At 60.6% G+C, this 15,455-nt stretch carries 16 protein-coding genes; 15 read left to right on the plus strand and 1 reads right to left on the minus strand.

All coding sequences use genetic code 11. The features are described from left to right. The first annotated feature begins 53 nt into the window (after positions 1–53). The 6 genes from AB5Y84_RS14155 (at position 54) to AB5Y84_RS14180 (ending at position 6,694) form a co-directional block, all read left to right on the plus strand. A complete protein-coding gene (locus AB5Y84_RS14155) occupies positions 54–752 on the plus strand; it encodes an aspartate/glutamate racemase family protein (RefSeq protein WP_368177205.1) in 699 nt (232 codons plus the stop codon). A gap of 130 nt (positions 753–882) precedes the next feature. Next, positions 883–1,989 (plus strand): 1-acyl-sn-glycerol-3-phosphate acyltransferase, encoded by a 1,107-nt coding sequence (locus AB5Y84_RS14160; RefSeq protein WP_005362790.1) that lies wholly within the window; start codon positions 883–885, stop codon positions 1,987–1,989. 314 nt (positions 1,990–2,303) lie between these two features. After that, entirely contained in the window at positions 2,304–2,774 is a 471-nt protein-coding gene (locus AB5Y84_RS14165) for a YhcH/YjgK/YiaL family protein (RefSeq protein WP_368177206.1), read from the plus strand. 221 nt (positions 2,775–2,995) lie between these two features. Then, a complete protein-coding gene (locus AB5Y84_RS14170) occupies positions 2,996–4,195 on the plus strand; it encodes an acetate kinase (protein ID WP_120415468.1) in 1,200 nt (399 codons plus the stop codon). A gap of 143 nt (positions 4,196–4,338) precedes the next feature. Next, entirely contained in the window at positions 4,339–5,580 is a 1,242-nt protein-coding gene (locus AB5Y84_RS14175; RefSeq protein ID WP_005335524.1) for a mechanosensitive ion channel family protein, read from the plus strand. Positions 5,581–5,767: 187 nt separating this feature from the next. Next, the gene (locus AB5Y84_RS14180; RefSeq protein ID WP_257725232.1) at positions 5,768–6,694 is read left to right on the plus strand and encodes a L,D-transpeptidase family protein; all 927 of its coding nucleotides are present in this window, start codon (positions 5,768–5,770) and stop codon (positions 6,692–6,694) included. A 69-nt stretch (positions 6,695–6,763) separates the two neighbouring features. On the opposite strand, the gene AB5Y84_RS14185 is transcribed toward AB5Y84_RS14180, so the two are convergent. Next, positions 6,764–7,657, minus strand: a complete 894-nt coding sequence (locus tag AB5Y84_RS14185) for a VirK/YbjX family protein (RefSeq protein ID WP_368177207.1) — start codon at positions 7,655–7,657, stop codon at positions 6,764–6,766. 326 nt (positions 7,658–7,983) lie between these two features. Between AB5Y84_RS14185 and putP the strand changes: the two genes are divergently transcribed. The 9 genes from putP (at position 7,984) to AB5Y84_RS14230 (ending at position 15,418) form a co-directional block, all read left to right on the plus strand. After that, positions 7,984–9,501: a sodium/proline symporter PutP gene (gene putP, locus AB5Y84_RS14190; RefSeq protein ID WP_368177208.1), complete on the plus strand. Its 1,518-nt coding sequence runs from the start codon at positions 7,984–7,986 to the stop codon at positions 9,499–9,501. 208 nt (positions 9,502–9,709) lie between these two features. Next, positions 9,710–10,027, plus strand: a complete 318-nt coding sequence (ftsB, locus tag AB5Y84_RS14195; protein WP_005335520.1) for a cell division protein FtsB — start codon at positions 9,710–9,712, stop codon at positions 10,025–10,027. Next, positions 10,020–10,712, plus strand: a complete 693-nt coding sequence (ispD, locus tag AB5Y84_RS14200) for a 2-C-methyl-D-erythritol 4-phosphate cytidylyltransferase (RefSeq protein ID WP_368177209.1) — start codon at positions 10,020–10,022, stop codon at positions 10,710–10,712. The genes ftsB and ispD overlap by 8 nt, the downstream gene beginning before the upstream one ends. A gap of 146 nt (positions 10,713–10,858) precedes the next feature. Next, entirely contained in the window at positions 10,859–11,335 is a 477-nt protein-coding gene (gene ispF, locus AB5Y84_RS14205) for a 2-C-methyl-D-erythritol 2,4-cyclodiphosphate synthase (protein WP_005335518.1), read from the plus strand. Next, complete coding sequence (gene truD / locus AB5Y84_RS14210; protein ID WP_368177210.1) at positions 11,335–12,393, plus strand: tRNA pseudouridine(13) synthase TruD; 1,059 nt, start codon at positions 11,335–11,337, stop codon at positions 12,391–12,393. Before ispF ends, truD begins: the two co-directional genes overlap by 1 nt. After that, a complete protein-coding gene (gene surE, locus AB5Y84_RS14215) occupies positions 12,374–13,135 on the plus strand; it encodes a 5'/3'-nucleotidase SurE (RefSeq protein WP_257725235.1) in 762 nt (253 codons plus the stop codon). The genes truD and surE overlap by 20 nt, the downstream gene beginning before the upstream one ends. A gap of 7 nt (positions 13,136–13,142) precedes the next feature. After that, positions 13,143–13,760, plus strand: coding sequence for a protein-L-isoaspartate(D-aspartate) O-methyltransferase (locus tag AB5Y84_RS14220; RefSeq protein ID WP_257725236.1), 618 nt, complete (start codon positions 13,143–13,145; stop codon positions 13,758–13,760). After that, positions 13,757–14,338: a YqaA family protein gene (locus tag AB5Y84_RS14225; RefSeq protein WP_257725237.1), complete on the plus strand. Its 582-nt coding sequence runs from the start codon at positions 13,757–13,759 to the stop codon at positions 14,336–14,338. The genes AB5Y84_RS14220 and AB5Y84_RS14225 overlap by 4 nt, the downstream gene beginning before the upstream one ends. A 9-nt stretch (positions 14,339–14,347) precedes the next feature. After that, positions 14,348–15,418, plus strand: a complete 1,071-nt coding sequence (locus AB5Y84_RS14230; RefSeq protein WP_257725238.1) for a LysM peptidoglycan-binding domain-containing protein — start codon at positions 14,348–14,350, stop codon at positions 15,416–15,418. Positions 15,419–15,455: the final 37 nt, after the last annotated feature.

The raw sequence follows: 15,455 nt of genomic DNA on the forward strand, positions 1-15,455 counted from the left end.
CTTGCCTGCAAGGTAGCGTGGTTCTGCCCTCCCTTGGGATGAAAGGAGTTCCTATGAAATGTATCGGTCTGTTGGGTGGCATGAGCTGGGAGTCCACTGTCAGTTACTATCAGGCACTCAATCGCGGGGTGCGGGCGCAGCTCGGTGGCTTGCACTCGGCGCGGGTGCTGCTCAATAGCGTCGACTTTGCCGGTATCGAGCGGTTGCAGCATGCCGGTGACTGGCCCGCCACCGCCCGTCTGCTGGCGGCGGAGGCGCGCAAGTTGCAGGATGGCGGCGCCGATTTCTTGCTGATCGGCACCAACACCATGCACAAGGTCGCCCCCGAGATTGAGGCAGCCATCGATATCCCGCTGCTCCATATTGCCGATGCCACCGCGGCCAAATTGCGGGCAGACGGGATCTCCCGAGTCGGCCTGCTCGGGACCCGCTTCACCATGGAGCAGGATTTCTACAAGGGGCGGCTGCAGGAGCGCTTCGGGTTGGCGGTGCTGGTACCCGATGACGCCGAGCGGGAGCGGGTACACAGGATCATCTATGACGAGCTCTGTCTGGGGGAGATCCGCGAGTCGTCGCGGGCCGAGTATCTGGCGATTATCGAGGGGCTGGCAGCCGCTGGCGCCGAGGCGGTGATCCTTGGCTGTACCGAGATTGCCCTGCTGGTGGGCGATGCCCGGGCGGCGATGCCGCTCTACGACACCACTGCCATCCATGCCGAAGCGGCGGTCGCGCTGGCACTGGCATCCGATTAATAAACTGGTCAGATCTCACTATTCATGCTTGTCTCATACCCCTTGCCATAAAAGCGTGTAAAATTGCGCCCTGAATTTTCCCCGGCCAACGCGGGTTGGCTGCGGTTTCCTAGCATGCAAGGCTGACATTGTGACTGAAGTAGATAGATTCGCGGATATTCGCCCTTACCGCGATGAAGAAGTGCCGGCAGCCATCGAACGGCTGATCCAGGATGATGAATTTATCGGCGCCATCGCCAAGTATCGTTTCGGTTCCCTGATGAGCTGGCTGGGTTGGGCCATCCGCCCGATGATCCGCCTGTTCCTGCGCCGCAAATGGTCAAAAGTGACCACTGTGCATCAGGTCCAGATGGGGGTCACCCGGTACATGTCCCGCATGATCGCCACCTCCACCAAGGGGGTGACCTTCTCCGGGATCGAGCATCTGAAGAAAGAGCAGGGCTATCTGTTTGTCTCCAACCACAGAGACATCGCCATGGATCCGGCCTTCGTCAACTGGGGGTTGCACACCCACGGTTTCGATACCGTGCGCATCGCCATCGGTGACAACCTGCTGCGCAAACCCTGCGCCACCGAGCTGATGAAGCTCAACAAGAGCTTTATCGTCAAACGCTCCGCCAAGGGGCCGCGGGAGATGATGAAGGCGCTCGGCGAGCTGTCTGCCTATATTGGCAACTCGGTTCACGAAGGTCACTCCATCTGGATCGCCCAGAAGGAAGGGCGCGCCAAGAATGGCGATGACAAGACAGATCCCGCCATCCTCAAGATGTTCTACGTCGACGGCAAGAAGCAGAAGATCGACTTCGTCGACTACATGCGCAGCCTCAATATCGTACCGGTCAGCATCAGCTACGAGCTGGATCCGACCGACAAGGCGAAGGCGCGCGAGCTCTACGAGAAGTCGGTCAACGGCAGCTACGAGAAGGGCGAGTTCGAGGATATCGAGAGTATCGTCGCCGGTATCGTCGGCATGAAGGGGCGGGTACACGTCTCCTTCGGCGCGCCGATCACCGAGGGCTTCAGCGATCCGGACGAACTGGCCGCGCTGATCGACAAGGCGATCTGGAGCAGCTACCACCTCTTCCCCAGCAACTATCTGGCGGCCGATGTCTCCGGCAAGGCCAATACCATCGAACAGGCGGCCTTCCTGACCCGTCAGTCAGAGGTGCCGGAAGAGCACAAGGCGATCTGGCGGGCCATGTACGCCAAACCGGTGGAAAACGCCAAAAAGGCTTGAATGAAACCGGTTGTTAAACGGTTTTGCGAAAAAAACGGGCGCTGATGCGCCCGTTTTTGCGTCTGGTCAAAGTCGAGGGGGAAAGGGTGGTGAATAATATGGTTTCAGCTGGTACGATCACTATGAAAATGGGATTATGTCTCTTGGCAAGGTGCTGACGAGTGTGTAACAGTGCCCATATAGCTGAACATGAGCAAAAGCTCTAAACCGGTTTGCACGGATTGCAGACGGCATTATTGAAGGACCTGTCACAGGTCCTTTTTCATTGGCGGGCAAAGATGCCGCCCAGATATACCTAACAGGAAACAGACGCCATGATCACCGGTAGCCTGAACACCCTGCAGCGGACGCCGCTGCCCGCCCCGCTGGCCCATATCATGGCCGAGGTGGTGAAGAGCGTGGCGCACTGGGGTGACGCTCCGCTCGGCAAGACCGAGATCGATGGCCTCAACCTGTTCTGTCTGGTGAGCGAGGATCTGACCGAGCCAGCCGCGGATCGCCGTGGCGAATTCCATCAGCAGTATCTCGATATCCAGTTGCTGCTGCGCGGTGAAGAGTGGATAGGTGTGGGCCCCCACGACTACGTGAGCGACGGCGCCGACCATCCCCATCCCGACCTCTGGTTTGTCGATGACGAGCAGGCCAGCTATCTGGCGCTGCAACCGGGCGATTTCGCCATCTTCTGGCCGGGCGAACTGCACCGCCCGCTCTGTACCTTCAACCAGCCCGCCAAGGTGAAGAAGCTGGTGGTCAAGGTACGCAAGGATCTGCTGGCTATCGCCTGAGCACTCCCATTGAGGCGAGCCCTGTGCTGCTGATGCGTTGAGGCTCGCAAGCATTGAAACCAGTGATACGCACCACAAGTTGCGATCACTCTTTCAAGAGCAAGAATTTAAAAATTGGACGCACCCTCCTGCGACCATAAGCCCCCGGCAGGGGAATCCCATCCTCTTTTGGATGACACGACACTGTCGGCATAAAGCCGAAGCACAGGAAGATGTAGAAAATGAGCAAGTTGGTATTGATCCTTAACTGCGGTAGCTCTTCCCTGAAATTTGCCGTAATGGACGCCGAAACAGGTGAGGACATGCTGTCCGGCCTGGCCGAATGCTTCAATCTGGATGATGCACGTATCAAATGGAAACTCCACGGGGTCAAGGGGGAAGCCATGCTGGGAGCGGGTGCCGCTCACCAGGAGGCCCTCGACCATATCGTGGGTCACATCCTGCCGCAGGATCCGACTCTTGCCGAGCAACTGGTGGCCATCGGTCACCGAATCGTACACGGTGGCGAGCAGTTCTCCCGCTCCGTGCGCATTGATGATGGCGTGATCGCCGGTATCGAAGCCGCCATTCCGTTCGCCCCGCTGCACAACCCGGCCCACCTCATCGGTATTCGCGCCGCGCTGAAAGTGTTCCCGCAGTTGTCCGAGAAGAACGTGGCCGTCTTCGACACCGCCTTCCACCAGACTCTGCCGCAAGAGGCCTACCTCTATGCGCTGCCGCACAAGCTCTACCGCGAACACGGCATCCGTCGTTACGGTGCTCACGGTACTTCTCACCGCTACATCGCGGAAGAAGCCGCGAAAGAGCTGGGCAAGCCGTTGAATGAACTGAACATCATCAACTGCCACCTGGGTAACGGTGCCTCTGTCTGCGCCATCAAGAACGGCGAATCCGTTGACACCTCCATGGGTCTGACTCCGCTGGAAGGTCTGGCGATGGGTACCCGCTCCGGTGATATCGATCCGGCCGTGGTCTTCTTCATGCACGACCAGCTCGGTTACAGCGTTGAGCAGATCAACCACACCCTGACCCGTGAGTCCGGTCTGCTGGGGATGACCGAAGTGAGCAGCGATTGCCGCTACGTCACCACCAACTACGCCACCGACGCCGGTGCCAAGCGCGCGCTAGATGTCTTCACCTACCGTGTGGCCAAGTATGTCGGTGCCTATGCCGCTGCGATGGACGGTCGTCTGGACGCCGTGGTCTTCACCGGCGGTATCGGTGAGAACGCCGCCATGGTGCGCGAGATGGTGCTGAACCGTCTGGCACTGTTCGGCTTCAAGGTGGACAAAGAGGCCAACAACGCCGCGGTACTGGGTGGCGAAGGTCGCATCACCACCGCCGACAGCCGTTGCGCCATGGTGATCCCGACCAACGAAGAGCTGGTCATCGCCCGCGATGCCCTGAGCCTGGTCTGCTAAGTCAGCCTCGCTTTGAAACAACGCCCGGCCTGTGCCGGGCGTTGTCATTTCTGGCGTACGCCGATTTGACATGGGGGAGGGGAGCGGTACCCTGACCACCACTGTTTTTGCAGCCAGCGGGCTGCCCGGTTCGGGAGAGAGCAATGAAAGAGGCGTTTTTTAACTGGTTGTCGGGCCTTGGGGTGGAAGTGACCAGCCTGATGGCGCTGGTGATCGCGCTGGGCTTTATCGTCATCACCTCGTTGCTGCTGCACATGGCGCTGCACCGGGTACTGCTGGTCCGGCTGGTGGGGATCCTCGGCAAGGCCAAGCAGGTATGGCTGCCGCCCCAGCTGCAACAGCGCCTCTTCAACCGGCTCGCCTTCGTTTTGCAGGGGGCCGTGCTGCTCGGTCAGGCGGAGATCTGGCTGCCCCGTCAATCGGATAGCCTCAAGCTTATCGAGATGGTGGCCCAGCTCTGGATTTTGCTGTTCCTGCTGCTGGCCTTCTTCGCCCTGCTCGACTGCCTGTTGTCGGTGAGCCGTTACACCCGCCTTGGTCGGGACTTGCCCCTGCGCGGCATCTTCCAGGGGGCCAAGCTGGTAGGCAGCATTCTGGTGGGCATCCTGATGATCGCCCTGCTGCTCGGCAAGTCGCCGCTGTTCCTGTTCAGCGGTCTGGGTGCCATGACCGCAGTGCTGATGCTGGTGTTCAAGGACCCTATCCTCGGGCTGGTGGCGGGGATCCAGCTCTCCGCCAACCGGATGCTGAGCGTCGGTGACTGGCTGCAGATGGACAAGTACGGCGCCGATGGCGAGGTGACCGACATCGGGCTTACCACGGTCAAGGTATCGAACTGGGACAAGACCATCACCACCATTCCCACCTATGCCCTGATCTCCGACTCTTTCAAGAACTGGCAGGGGATGACCGAGTCGGGCGGCCGCCGCATCAAGCGCAGCGTCAATATCGACATGACCAGCGTGCGCTTTCTGACGGCCGAGGAGCAGTTGCAGCTCAAGCAGGCGCAGCTGCTGGCACCCTATCTCAGCCGCAAGGAGCAGGAGCTGAGTGCCTACAACCAGCAGCTGAGCGATGCATTGAGTTGTCCCATCAATGGTCGTCACCTCACCAACCTCGGCACCCTGCGCGCCTATCTGGATGCCTACCTGCGCGCCCACCCCGGCATTCGCAAGGACATGACCCTGATGGTGCGCCAGCTGGCACCCACGTCAGACGGTCTGCCGCTGGAAATTTACTGCTTCACCGCGACTACCGCATGGGCCGATTACGAAGGGATCCAGGCCGATATTTTCGACCATATCTTCGCCATCATTGAGCAATTTCATCTGCGGTTGCATCAATCTCCCACAGGTTACGATATGCGTGCCTGGCAACGGGGATAAACAGGGAAGTGGGGCGGGTCGAGGACGCGGAAAAAACCGCATATTAATCATCGACCCGTCGCCACTTGTCAGTTGAAATTTGCCGTGCAGAGGAGAAAAATGGCGGCCTTCTCTTCGCGCCCCTGATCCCCTCTTGATCAGCTGCCAGCCCAGAGACGTCACTTCAAGTCATCATCATGGGAAAGTTATGAAGCTCCTTCGCAATAGTGTGGCAACACTCTGCTACAGCCTGCTGCTGACCGCTGCGCCGGTTTTCGCTGTTGAATATGCTCTGCCTGCGGCCAACAGCCGTCTGGTAGGGGAAAATCTGGAATATGTGGTTCCGGCCGAAGAGAACGGCCAGCCGCTGGAGGCCATTGCGGCCAAATTCCAGCTGGGGCTCACCAACATGACCGAAGCCAACCCCGATGCGGATCCCCTGCTGGTACAGACCGGCGAGAAGCTGGTGATCCCCCAGCAATTGATCCTGCCGGATGCACCCCGTGAAGGGATTGTGCTGAACGTGGCCGAGATGCGCCTCTACTACTACCCCAAGGGTAAAAAAGTGGTGGAAGTGCTGCCCATCGGCATCGGCCAGCTCGGCACCGACACCCCGGAAAACTGGGTGACCAGCGTGCAGCGCAAGAAAGCGGGCCCGACCTGGACCCCGACCGCCAAGATGCATGCCGAATACGCTGCCCGTGGCGAGAGCCTGCCTGCGGTATGGCCGGCTGGCCCGGACAACCCCATGGGTCTGTTTGCCCTCTACATCGGCAAGATGTACGCCATCCACGGTACCAACGCCAACTTCGGCATCGGCCTGCGGGTGAGCCACGGCTGTGTGCGTCTGCGCAACGACGACATCGCCTACCTGTTCAAGCAGGTACCGGTCGGTACTCGCGTCCAGTTCGTCAACCAGCCGATCAAGGCCTCTCTCGAGCCCAACGGTGTCCGCTATCTGGAAGTGCATCAGCCGCTGTCGCGCAGCGAAGAGGAGTTCAACTCCAAGCTGCCGGCACCGCTGCCGATGACTCCGGCGGTGACCCGCTTCATTGCCCACGCCGACAGCGACTCCCAGTTGGTGAAGCAGTCGCTGGAGCAGCGCAACGGCATGCCGATGGCGATCAACCGCTAAGGGCAAATCCCCGTCACGACAAAGGGCGAACAGCATGCTGTTCGCCCTTTTTGTTTCTGCTGCGTTGACTCAGCTTCGCAGCAGATTTGTCTGCAGCTCGCTGCCGAGCTGATCGAGCAGCTGATAGCGCGCCTTGTAGCTGGCCCGCTTGCGGGAGGGGATCTCCTCCAGCGTCTTGCGGGGCACCTCCAGCGGCAGGCTCATCCAGAGTTCATCCTGCACGCGGCCCTGATGCTCCTGCCACAAGCCGTCGAGGTCGAACTTGACCCGATCGGCGGTGCGCTTGCTGCTCTGATAGACGTGGCTTTGGGTGCGGATCCCGAGCAGGCTCTTGCACGCCAGCCCCCGGGCCAGCTCGGCGGCCATATAGACCAGCAGGGACATGGGGCGCAGCCCGCCGCACGCCTTGGTGACCTGCTTGATCTCCTCGCTCTGCCCCTTGCCGCCCTGCAGCGAACAGATCTCGAGGGGCGGGCTGGGCGCGGGGCGCAGATTGAGGGCCATGTAATAGAGCGCAGCGTCACCCAGCTTGAGGGTCAGGCTCATCTCCCCCTCTTTGCCCATGTGGGTTTGGTAATCCAGTTGCAGGGTCAGCGGTGCCGTCAGCTTGTCGCTCTGCCACTGGGCCAGCAGCAGGCCGCGCCCGCTGTAGATTGCCAGTTGTTGCGCCTTGGGCAGCTGACGTGCCAATTGCTGGTAGTGGCCGCTGATAAGCCCGGCTCGCAGGCGCTTGCTGAGCCCCTTGTGGCGATAGGGGTGGATCGGCTTTTCCAGAATATCGGGGAAGTGGCTGATCGCCTGCGCCAGCAGCGGTTGCTCCTGCTGCTGGCGATAGAGGGCACGGGCGCCGGGATTGAGCCAGAGACGCCCCACATACTTGGCCCGTCGGATGAGATGACCCGACTCCTCCACCGGATGAAGGCGGCGGGCGAGGGTTCGCAGGTGTGACAGATGAGATGACATGGTGCCGACCTCTGACTGGTGTGATGAGACAGGGCGGGGAGTGTAGGAGCGGGGCGCTGGCTTGTAAAAAAATGGATAGTAACAAAATGTGAAAACATAACGCTCAATAGCCGCCGTTGCGGCGATATGGCAGCCACGGCCACGGCAGGAAATCTGGCGTCATCCTCTTGATGCGGCAGATGATTTGATGCGCAAAGGTTTTTATTGTGTTTTGTGTTTGTTAAAAGTGGTTGAGCTGGCGCGAACGGCTGATTAAGCTAGGCCGGTTTTTTAGGGATGAGCCCGTCACCAGAGCGGGCAGAAAATGACACAAAACGGAGTTTTGCATGACAGCTAGCACACCCATGTTAATCACCTTCCTGGTGTATATCCTCGGAATGGTGTTGATCGGCTTCGTCGCCTATCGCGCCACCCGCAACTTTGATGACTACATTCTGGGCGGTCGCCGGATGGGGAGCTGGGTTACCGCTCTCTCTGCCGGTGCCTCCGACATGAGCGGCTGGTTGCTGATGGGCCTGCCCGGCGCCGTCTTCGTCAGCGGTATCTCCGAGAGCTGGATCGCCATCGGTCTTGTCATCGGCGCCTACCTCAACTGGCGCTGGGTAGCGGGCCGCCTGCGGGTACATACCGAGAAGAACCGCAACGCCCTGACCCTGCCGGACTACTTCACCTACCGCTTTGAAGATCACAGCAAGGTGCTGCGCATTCTCTCTGCGCTGGTGATCCTGCTCTTCTTCACCATCTATTGCGCCTCCGGCGTGGTGGCCGGTGCCCGCCTGTTCGAGAGCACCTTCGGCATGGATTACAACACCGCCCTCTGGGTCGGTGCCGCCGCCACCATCACCTACACCTTCTTCGGCGGCTTCCTCGCGGTGAGCTGGACCGACACGGTGCAGGCGACCCTGATGATCTTCGCCCTGATCCTGACCCCGGTTTTCGTCATCATCGCCGTTGGCGGGGTGGATAGCGCCATGATCGAGGTGGCCGCCAAGAGCGCCACCAACCTCGACATGTTCAAGAATCTGGATGTGATCGCCATTGTCTCGCTGATGGCCTGGGGCCTTGGTTACTTCGGTCAGCCCCACATTCTGGCCCGTTTCATGGCGGCGGATTCCCACCACTCCATGGCCAATGCCCGCCGTATCAGCATGACCTGGATGGTGTTCTGCCTCGCAGGCGCGGTGGCCATCGGCTTCTTCGGGCTGGCCTACTTCGCCCGCTTTCCAGAAGTGGCGGCTGGAGTGACCGGCAACCCGGAGCGGGTCTTTATCGAGCTTTCCAAGATCCTGTTCAACCCCTGGATCGCCGGGGTGCTGCTCTCCGCCATCTTGGCGGCGGTGATGAGCACGCTAAGTTGTCAATTACTGGTCTGCTCCAGCGCCATCACAGAGGATCTCTACAAACCCTTCCTGCGCAAGAACGCCTCCCAGCGTGAGCTGGTGTGGGTGGGTCGCCTGATGGTGCTGCTGATCGCGGTGATTGCCATCGCCGTTGCCATGAATCCGGAAAACCGGGTGCTGGGGCTGGTGAGCTACGCCTGGGCCGGTTTCGGTGCCGCCTTCGGCCCCGTTGTGCTGCTCTCGGTGCTGTGGCCGCGGATGACCCGCAACGGCGCGTTGGCGGGCATGCTGGTCGGTGCCATCACCGTCATCGTCTGGAAGCAGTTCGGCTGGCTGGGGCTGTATGAGATCATCCCGGGCTTCCTGTTCGCGCTGGTGGCCATAGTGGTGGGCAGTCTGCTGGGCGAAGCGCCCTCAAAAGCTATGCTGGAGCGTTTCCGTGATGCCGAGGAGGAGTACAACACCCCGGCCGAGAGCGCGGGAGAACCAGTCGTGGTGAACTGATCCCCCTTACCGCTTTCTGATTGAGAGCCCCGCCCCCGGACAAGGAGCGCCCTGGTTGGCTATCCTTGCACCGGTTTGGCGGGGCTTTGTGCTATCTGATTCACTCTTGGGCACTTTTTTATGTTCGGCCGGTGGCTCCCGGGTGCTCGCTTTCTTTTGTCTTGGCACCGAATATGGGACACTAGGCCGCCTGAAGGAGACCTAGTGCATGCGGCTATTCACCCTGATCCTGATCCTCCTGCTGGGGGGACTGCAATATGACCTCTGGCTGGGGAAGAACGGGCTATCCGATTATCAGAACCTGTCGGAGGCCATCTCGCAGCAACAGCGGGACAACCAGACTCTCAAGGATCGTAACGACCTCATTTACCGCGAGATAGATGATCTCACCTCTGGCCTCGAGGCCATCGAGGAGCTGTCGCGCAACGATCTGGGTTACATCAAGCAGGGGGAGACCTTCTACCGGATCATCCCCAAAGAGAAAGACAAAGAGACAGCGCCGGACGATGAGCCCTACGATGACTGATGCCAGCCGGGTATCCGGCCTGACGGCGATCGTCCCTGCCGCCGGTATCGGCAGCCGGATGGGGGCCGATTGCCCCAAGCAGTACCTGCAACTGGCGGGTAAAACCATTCTCGAACATACCCTGGAGCGGCTGCTCTCCCACCCGGCCATCGCTCAGGTGATCGTGGTGCTGGCGCCCCATGACCGCTGGTTCGAGGCCCTGCCCGTGGCGGCCGACCCGCGCATTGTGCGGGTAGAGGGAGGCGCCGAGCGCGCCTTTTCCGTCCTCAATGGTCTCCATGTGGCGCAAGGGGAGTGGGTGCTGGTGCACGATGCGGCCCGCCCCTGCCTGACTCACGGCGATCTCGATGCGCTGATTGTCGCGGCCATGGGCTGTGGCGGCGCCATTCTCGGCAGTCGGGTGCGCGATACCATGAAGCGCTCCGATGGGGAGGGCAATATCATCGCCACCGTCGAGCGCGAGCAGCTCTGGCATGCTCTGACGCCGCAGATGTTCCCGACCCGAGCCCTGCAACGGGCGCTGGAGGAGGGACTGATGCTGGGCGCCACCATCACCGACGAGGCCTCCGCCATGGAGCGGGCCGGATTCACGGTGCGGATGGTGGAGGGGCGCGCCGACAATATCAAAGTGACCCGGCCGGAAGACTTGTCGCTGGCGGGGCTGTTTTTAAGCCAGCAGGCATAAGCCCCTCAGTCAGAACAGACCGTTCAGAGCAGAGTGTCTCGAACAAACAGGCCCGAACAAGGAGTTAGCATGATCCGGATTGGACATGGTGTGGACGTACACAAAATTGATGGGGTTGGTTTCAGCATGTTGGGAGGTTGCCGCTGATGATGCGCATTGGTCATGGTTTTGATGTCCATAAATTTGGTGGTGTTGGCCCCTGCATGCTGGGTGGCGTGCCGGTTCCCTACGAGCAGGGGCTGGTTGCCCACTCTGACGGCGATGTGGTGCTGCACGCGGTAAGCGATGCCCTGCTGGGGGCTATCGGTGCCGGTGACATCGGTCGCCACTTCCCCGATACCGCTGCCGAGTTCAAGGGGATCGACAGTCGCATTCTGCTGCGTGATGTCTTTGCCCGGGTACAGAAGGCGGGGTATGCCATCGGCAATCTGGATGTGACCATCATCGCCCAGGCCCCCAAAATGGCACCCCATATCGACGCCATGTGCGCCGTGCTGGCCGCCGATCTGCAATGTGATTTGAACCGGGTGAACGTCAAGGCGACCACCACCGAACAGCTTGGGTTTACGGGGCGCAAGGAAGGGATCGCCACCGAAGCCGTCGTCCTACTGGTGAAACAATAATGCTGGAACAACTTGCCTATCTGCACGGGGCGCCCACCGCCCGCGGTATCCTCAAGGCCGAGGCCGCCGATTTCGTGGTCAATGAAGATCTCGGCTTCGAGCCTTGCGGGGAAGGGGAGCATATCTTCGTCCGGGTGCGCAAAACCGGCGAGAACACCGCCTGGGTAGCGGGTCTGCTAGCCGATGCGGCCGGGGTCAACCGCAATGCGGTGACCTGGGCGGGCCTGAAGGATCGCCACGCGGTGACCGAGCAGTGGTTTGGCATTCATCTGCCGGGCAAGGCCGAACCGGACTTGTCGGTTATCGAGAGCGACAGCATCCAGATCCTGCAAGCCAGGCGTCACAACCGCAAATTGCGGGTTGGCTACCTCAAGGGCAACCACTTCACCCTGCGTCTCACCGGTCTGGAACAGGCCGACGGGCTGGAAGCGCGCCTGCAGGCCATCGCCACTCAGGGCGTACCCAACTACTATGGTGAGCAGCGTTTTGGCCGCGATGGCAACAATCTGGAAGCGGCCAAGGCGATGTTTGCCGGCAAGCGGATCAAGGATCGCAACAAGCGCTCTCTCTACCTCTCTGCCGCCCGCAGCATGCTGTTCAACGCCATCGTCAGCGCCCGCATCGAGCAGGGGCTGGCTCATCAGCTGCTGGCCGGTGATTGCGTGATGCTCAAGGGCAGCCACTCCATCTTCAGCGAAGAGAGCGTGACCCCCGAGCTGGAAGCGCGTCTTGCCTCCGGCGATGTGCAGCTGACTGCGCCCCAGTGGGGCCGTGGCCGTTTGGCCAGTCAGGGTGCCGCTGCCGAGTTCGAACAGAGCGTGCTGGCTCCTTACAGCGATTGGTGTGACGGGCTGGAGAAAGCCGGGCTGGATCAGGACAGGCGCCCCCTGCTGCTCAAGCCGGAGCAGATGAGCTGGCAGCTGGACGGCGAGGCGCTGACCCTCTCCTTCTTCCTGCCGGCGGGCGCGTTTGCCACCAGCGTGGTGCGCGAGTTAATGCAGGCCGAAGAGGCCGATCACGGTTTCAGGAATCAGACCGATGCGAATTCTGGTCAGTAATGATGATGGTGTGCATGCCGAGGGCATTCGTGCCCTCAGCGAGGCGCTGCGCGCCTGCTGCGAGGTCATTGTGGTGGCGCCGGATCGCAACCGCAGCGGCGCGAGTCACTCCCTGACGCTGGAAGTACCGCTGCGGGTTACCCGCATTGCAGAAAACGGCTTTAATGGGTGCGAGAGCTTTGCGGTGAAGGGGACGCCGACCGACTGCGTGCATCTGGCGGTCAACGAGCTGGTGCGCCCTGAACCCGACATGGTGGTGGCCGGCATCAACCACGGCGCCAACCTGGGGGATGATGTCATCTACTCGGGCACGGTCGCCGCGGCCACCGAGGGGCGCCATCTTGGCTACCCCTCCATCGCCATCTCGCTGGTGGGCAAGACCCACTTCGCCACGGCGGCCCACTATGCGGCCCTGCTGGTGAAGGGGCTGATGAAACACCCCCTGCCTGCCGATCAGATCCTCAACGTCAACGTGCCGGACTTGCCCCTCGAGCAGATCAAGGGGATCAAGACCACCCGCCTTGGCAACCGCCACCGGGCGGAGTCGGTGATCTGCACCGAGGATCCCCGTGGCCAGCCCATCTACTGGATCGGCCCCCCCGGTAGCCAGCAGGATGCCGGTGACGGTACCGATTTTGCTGCCATCGAGCAGGGCTATGTCTCGATTACCCCCCTGACCATCGATATGACTGCCTATGACAGTCTCGCCGGTCTGGGGGCCTGGTTAGATCTGCAGGGATGAGGGTGGTGTGATAGTACAGCGCCTGTTAAATCAGCTCATTGCGCAGGATATTCGCGATTTTCGCGTGCTGGCGACCATCGCGAAAGTGCCGCGCCAGCTGTTCGTGGACGAGGCCATGGCGCACAAGGCGTGGGACAACACCGCCCTGCCCATTGGCCACGGCCAGACCATTTCGCAGCCCTATACGGTGGCGCGAATGACCGAGTTGCTGATGCAAAACAATCCGGCCCATGTGCTGGAGATTGGCACTGGCTCGGGCTACCAGACGGCGATCCTCGCCCATCTGGTGGAGCATGTGTATACCGTGGAGCGGATCAAGTCGCTGCAGTTCCAGGCCAGACGCCGACTGCGCCAGCTCGATCTGCACAATGTCTCGGCCAAGCACGGCAACGGCTGGCTGGGGTGGCCCAACAAGGGACCTTATGACGCCATTCTGGTGACGGCCGCTGCGAGCGAGATCCCGACGGCACTGACCGATCAGCTGGCCGAAGGGGGCCGACTGGTGTTGCCCGTGGGCGATAGCCAGCAAACCCTGCAACTGATCGAACGATCCGGATCCCAGCTGACCAGCCGTATTCTGGAGCCGGTACGTTTTGTTCCCCTGATTGACGGAGATGTTGAGTGAAGTTGTTTTCCCGTTTGTACGTACTGGTGATGCAGTGGGCTCGCCACAAGCATGCCCCCTGGTATCTCTCCATCACCGCTTTCATCGAGTCGGTATTCTGGCCGATCCCGGTGGATGTGATGCTGGCACCGATGGCGCTCGCCAAGCCCCACAAGGCGTGGCACTACGCCACGCTGGCTACCGTCTTCTCTGTGCTGGGTGCCCTGTTTGGCTATGCCCTTGGCTATGCCCTGTGGGATCCGGTCGTGCTGCCACTGGTGGAGTCTGTGGGCTATCTGGACCAGATTGACATCGCCCGTAGCTGGTTTGAACAGTGGGGGATTTGGGTTATTTTCATTGCCAGCTTTACCCCTATCCCCTACAAGGTGTTTACCGTGACGGCAGGGTTGTTACAAATGGCTCTGCTGCCCTTCATCATCACCTCCCTCATCGGTCGTGGCATGCGCTTTTTCCTGGTGGCGGGCCTGATGCGTTGGGGTGGCGAGAAGATGGAACGCAAACTGATGCACTATGTTGATGTGCTCGGTTGGCTCTGTATTGGTCTGGCCGTGGTGGCCTATTTCTGGTTTAGTCGTTAAGGATCCATTATGCGTTCGCGTATTTGGCAAGGAAGCAGTGTCGTGGTGTTGTCATGGCTGCTGCTTGCCTGCTCCTCCAGTAAAAATGCAGCTCCGGTAGATGGTGTTGATGAGGGGCCGTTTGTCTCGACCATTCCGGCTCGCCAGAGTGGTGCCCAGGTCAGCGCCCCCATTCAGGGCGGCAGCTATGTGGTGAAGAAGGGGGATACTCTCTACTCTATCGCCTTCAACTCCGGCAACGACGTACCCTCGTTGGCCAGCCTCAACAACATCAGCCCGCCCTACAACATCTATCCGGGGCAGCGACTGCGACTCGATGGTTCCAGCGCCAGCGTGGGCAGCAGTCGTAGCACCGGTACCTATGAGGTGCGCCGCGGCGATACCCTGAGCAGCATCGGCCGCCAGTTCGGCATGACACCGCAGGCGCTGGCCCAGAGCAACAACCTGAGCGCCCCCTATGCGCTGCAGCCGGGTCAGGTGCTCAATGTCCAGACCGCAGGCGGCGGTTCGACCCAGCAGGTGGCTGCGACTCGTCCGGCAACCGTGACGCCGGTGGCCGTGAGCCGTCCCAGCAGCGGTCCGCGTCCGTTGGCCGAGCCGAGTGGATCTGGTCAGACCACGCCGTTCATCGCTCAGAAATCCGTTGCTCCGGCAGCACCGAAGGAATACGCTCAGTCCAAAGAACAAAAAACAAACAACTCCCAGTCGAGACTTGCTTGGCACTGGCCCGCAAAAGGCCGGATTGTCGAGGGGTTCTCTGTTGCAGAACAGGGTAACAAGGGGATCGACATAGCCGGCCAGAAGGGGCAACCCGTCTACGCCGCCAGCAGCGGTAAAGTGGTATACGCTGGCAGTGCTTTAAGGGGGTACGGCAAGCTGATTATCCTCAAGCATGATGATGACTATCTCTCCGCTTACGCACACAACGACGAGTTGCGGGTGAAGGAAGGGGACAGCGTCAAGGGGGGCTCGGTCATTGCCAACATGGGTAGCACGGACGCGCCGGATGTGCGATTGCATTTCGAGATCCGGTACAGAGGCAAGTCGATCAATCCGATGAGCTATTTGCCAAAGCGTTAACCCCAGAGAGACCGTCTTACTCTGGTAACGTCAGGGA

Origin of the sequence: Aeromonas sp. s11 (genome assembly GCF_040907945.1) — a bacterium.
Lineage (GTDB): Bacteria > Pseudomonadota > Gammaproteobacteria > Enterobacterales > Aeromonadaceae > Aeromonas > Aeromonas veronii.

Excerpts from the sequence above, each read along its gene's own strand:
- AB5Y84_RS14180 (WP_257725232.1), top strand. The coding sequence starts at position 5,768 with ATGAAGCTCCTTCGCAATAGTGTGGCAACACTCTGCTACAGCCTGCTG.
- AB5Y84_RS14155 (WP_368177205.1), top strand. The coding sequence starts at position 54 with ATGAAATGTATCGGTCTGTTGGGTGGCATGAGCTGGGAGTCCACTGTC.
- AB5Y84_RS14230 (WP_257725238.1), top strand. The coding sequence starts at position 14,348 with ATGCGTTCGCGTATTTGGCAAGGAAGCAGTGTCGTGGTGTTGTCATGG.
- ispD (WP_368177209.1), top strand. The coding sequence starts at position 10,020 with ATGACTGATGCCAGCCGGGTATCCGGCCTGACGGCGATCGTCCCTGCC.
- truD (WP_368177210.1), top strand. The coding sequence starts at position 11,335 with ATGCTGGAACAACTTGCCTATCTGCACGGGGCGCCCACCGCCCGCGGT.
- ftsB (WP_005335520.1), top strand. The coding sequence starts at position 9,710 with ATGCGGCTATTCACCCTGATCCTGATCCTCCTGCTGGGGGGACTGCAA.
- surE (WP_257725235.1), top strand. The coding sequence starts at position 12,374 with ATGCGAATTCTGGTCAGTAATGATGATGGTGTGCATGCCGAGGGCATT.
- ispF (WP_005335518.1), top strand. The coding sequence starts at position 10,859 with ATGATGCGCATTGGTCATGGTTTTGATGTCCATAAATTTGGTGGTGTT.
- AB5Y84_RS14170 (WP_120415468.1), top strand. The coding sequence starts at position 2,996 with ATGAGCAAGTTGGTATTGATCCTTAACTGCGGTAGCTCTTCCCTGAAA.
- AB5Y84_RS14185 (WP_368177207.1), bottom strand. The coding sequence starts at position 7,657 with ATGTCATCTCATCTGTCACACCTGCGAACCCTCGCCCGCCGCCTTCAT.
- AB5Y84_RS14165 (WP_368177206.1), top strand. The coding sequence starts at position 2,304 with ATGATCACCGGTAGCCTGAACACCCTGCAGCGGACGCCGCTGCCCGCC.
- putP (WP_368177208.1), top strand. The coding sequence starts at position 7,984 with ATGACAGCTAGCACACCCATGTTAATCACCTTCCTGGTGTATATCCTC.
- AB5Y84_RS14175 (WP_005335524.1), top strand. The coding sequence starts at position 4,339 with ATGAAAGAGGCGTTTTTTAACTGGTTGTCGGGCCTTGGGGTGGAAGTG.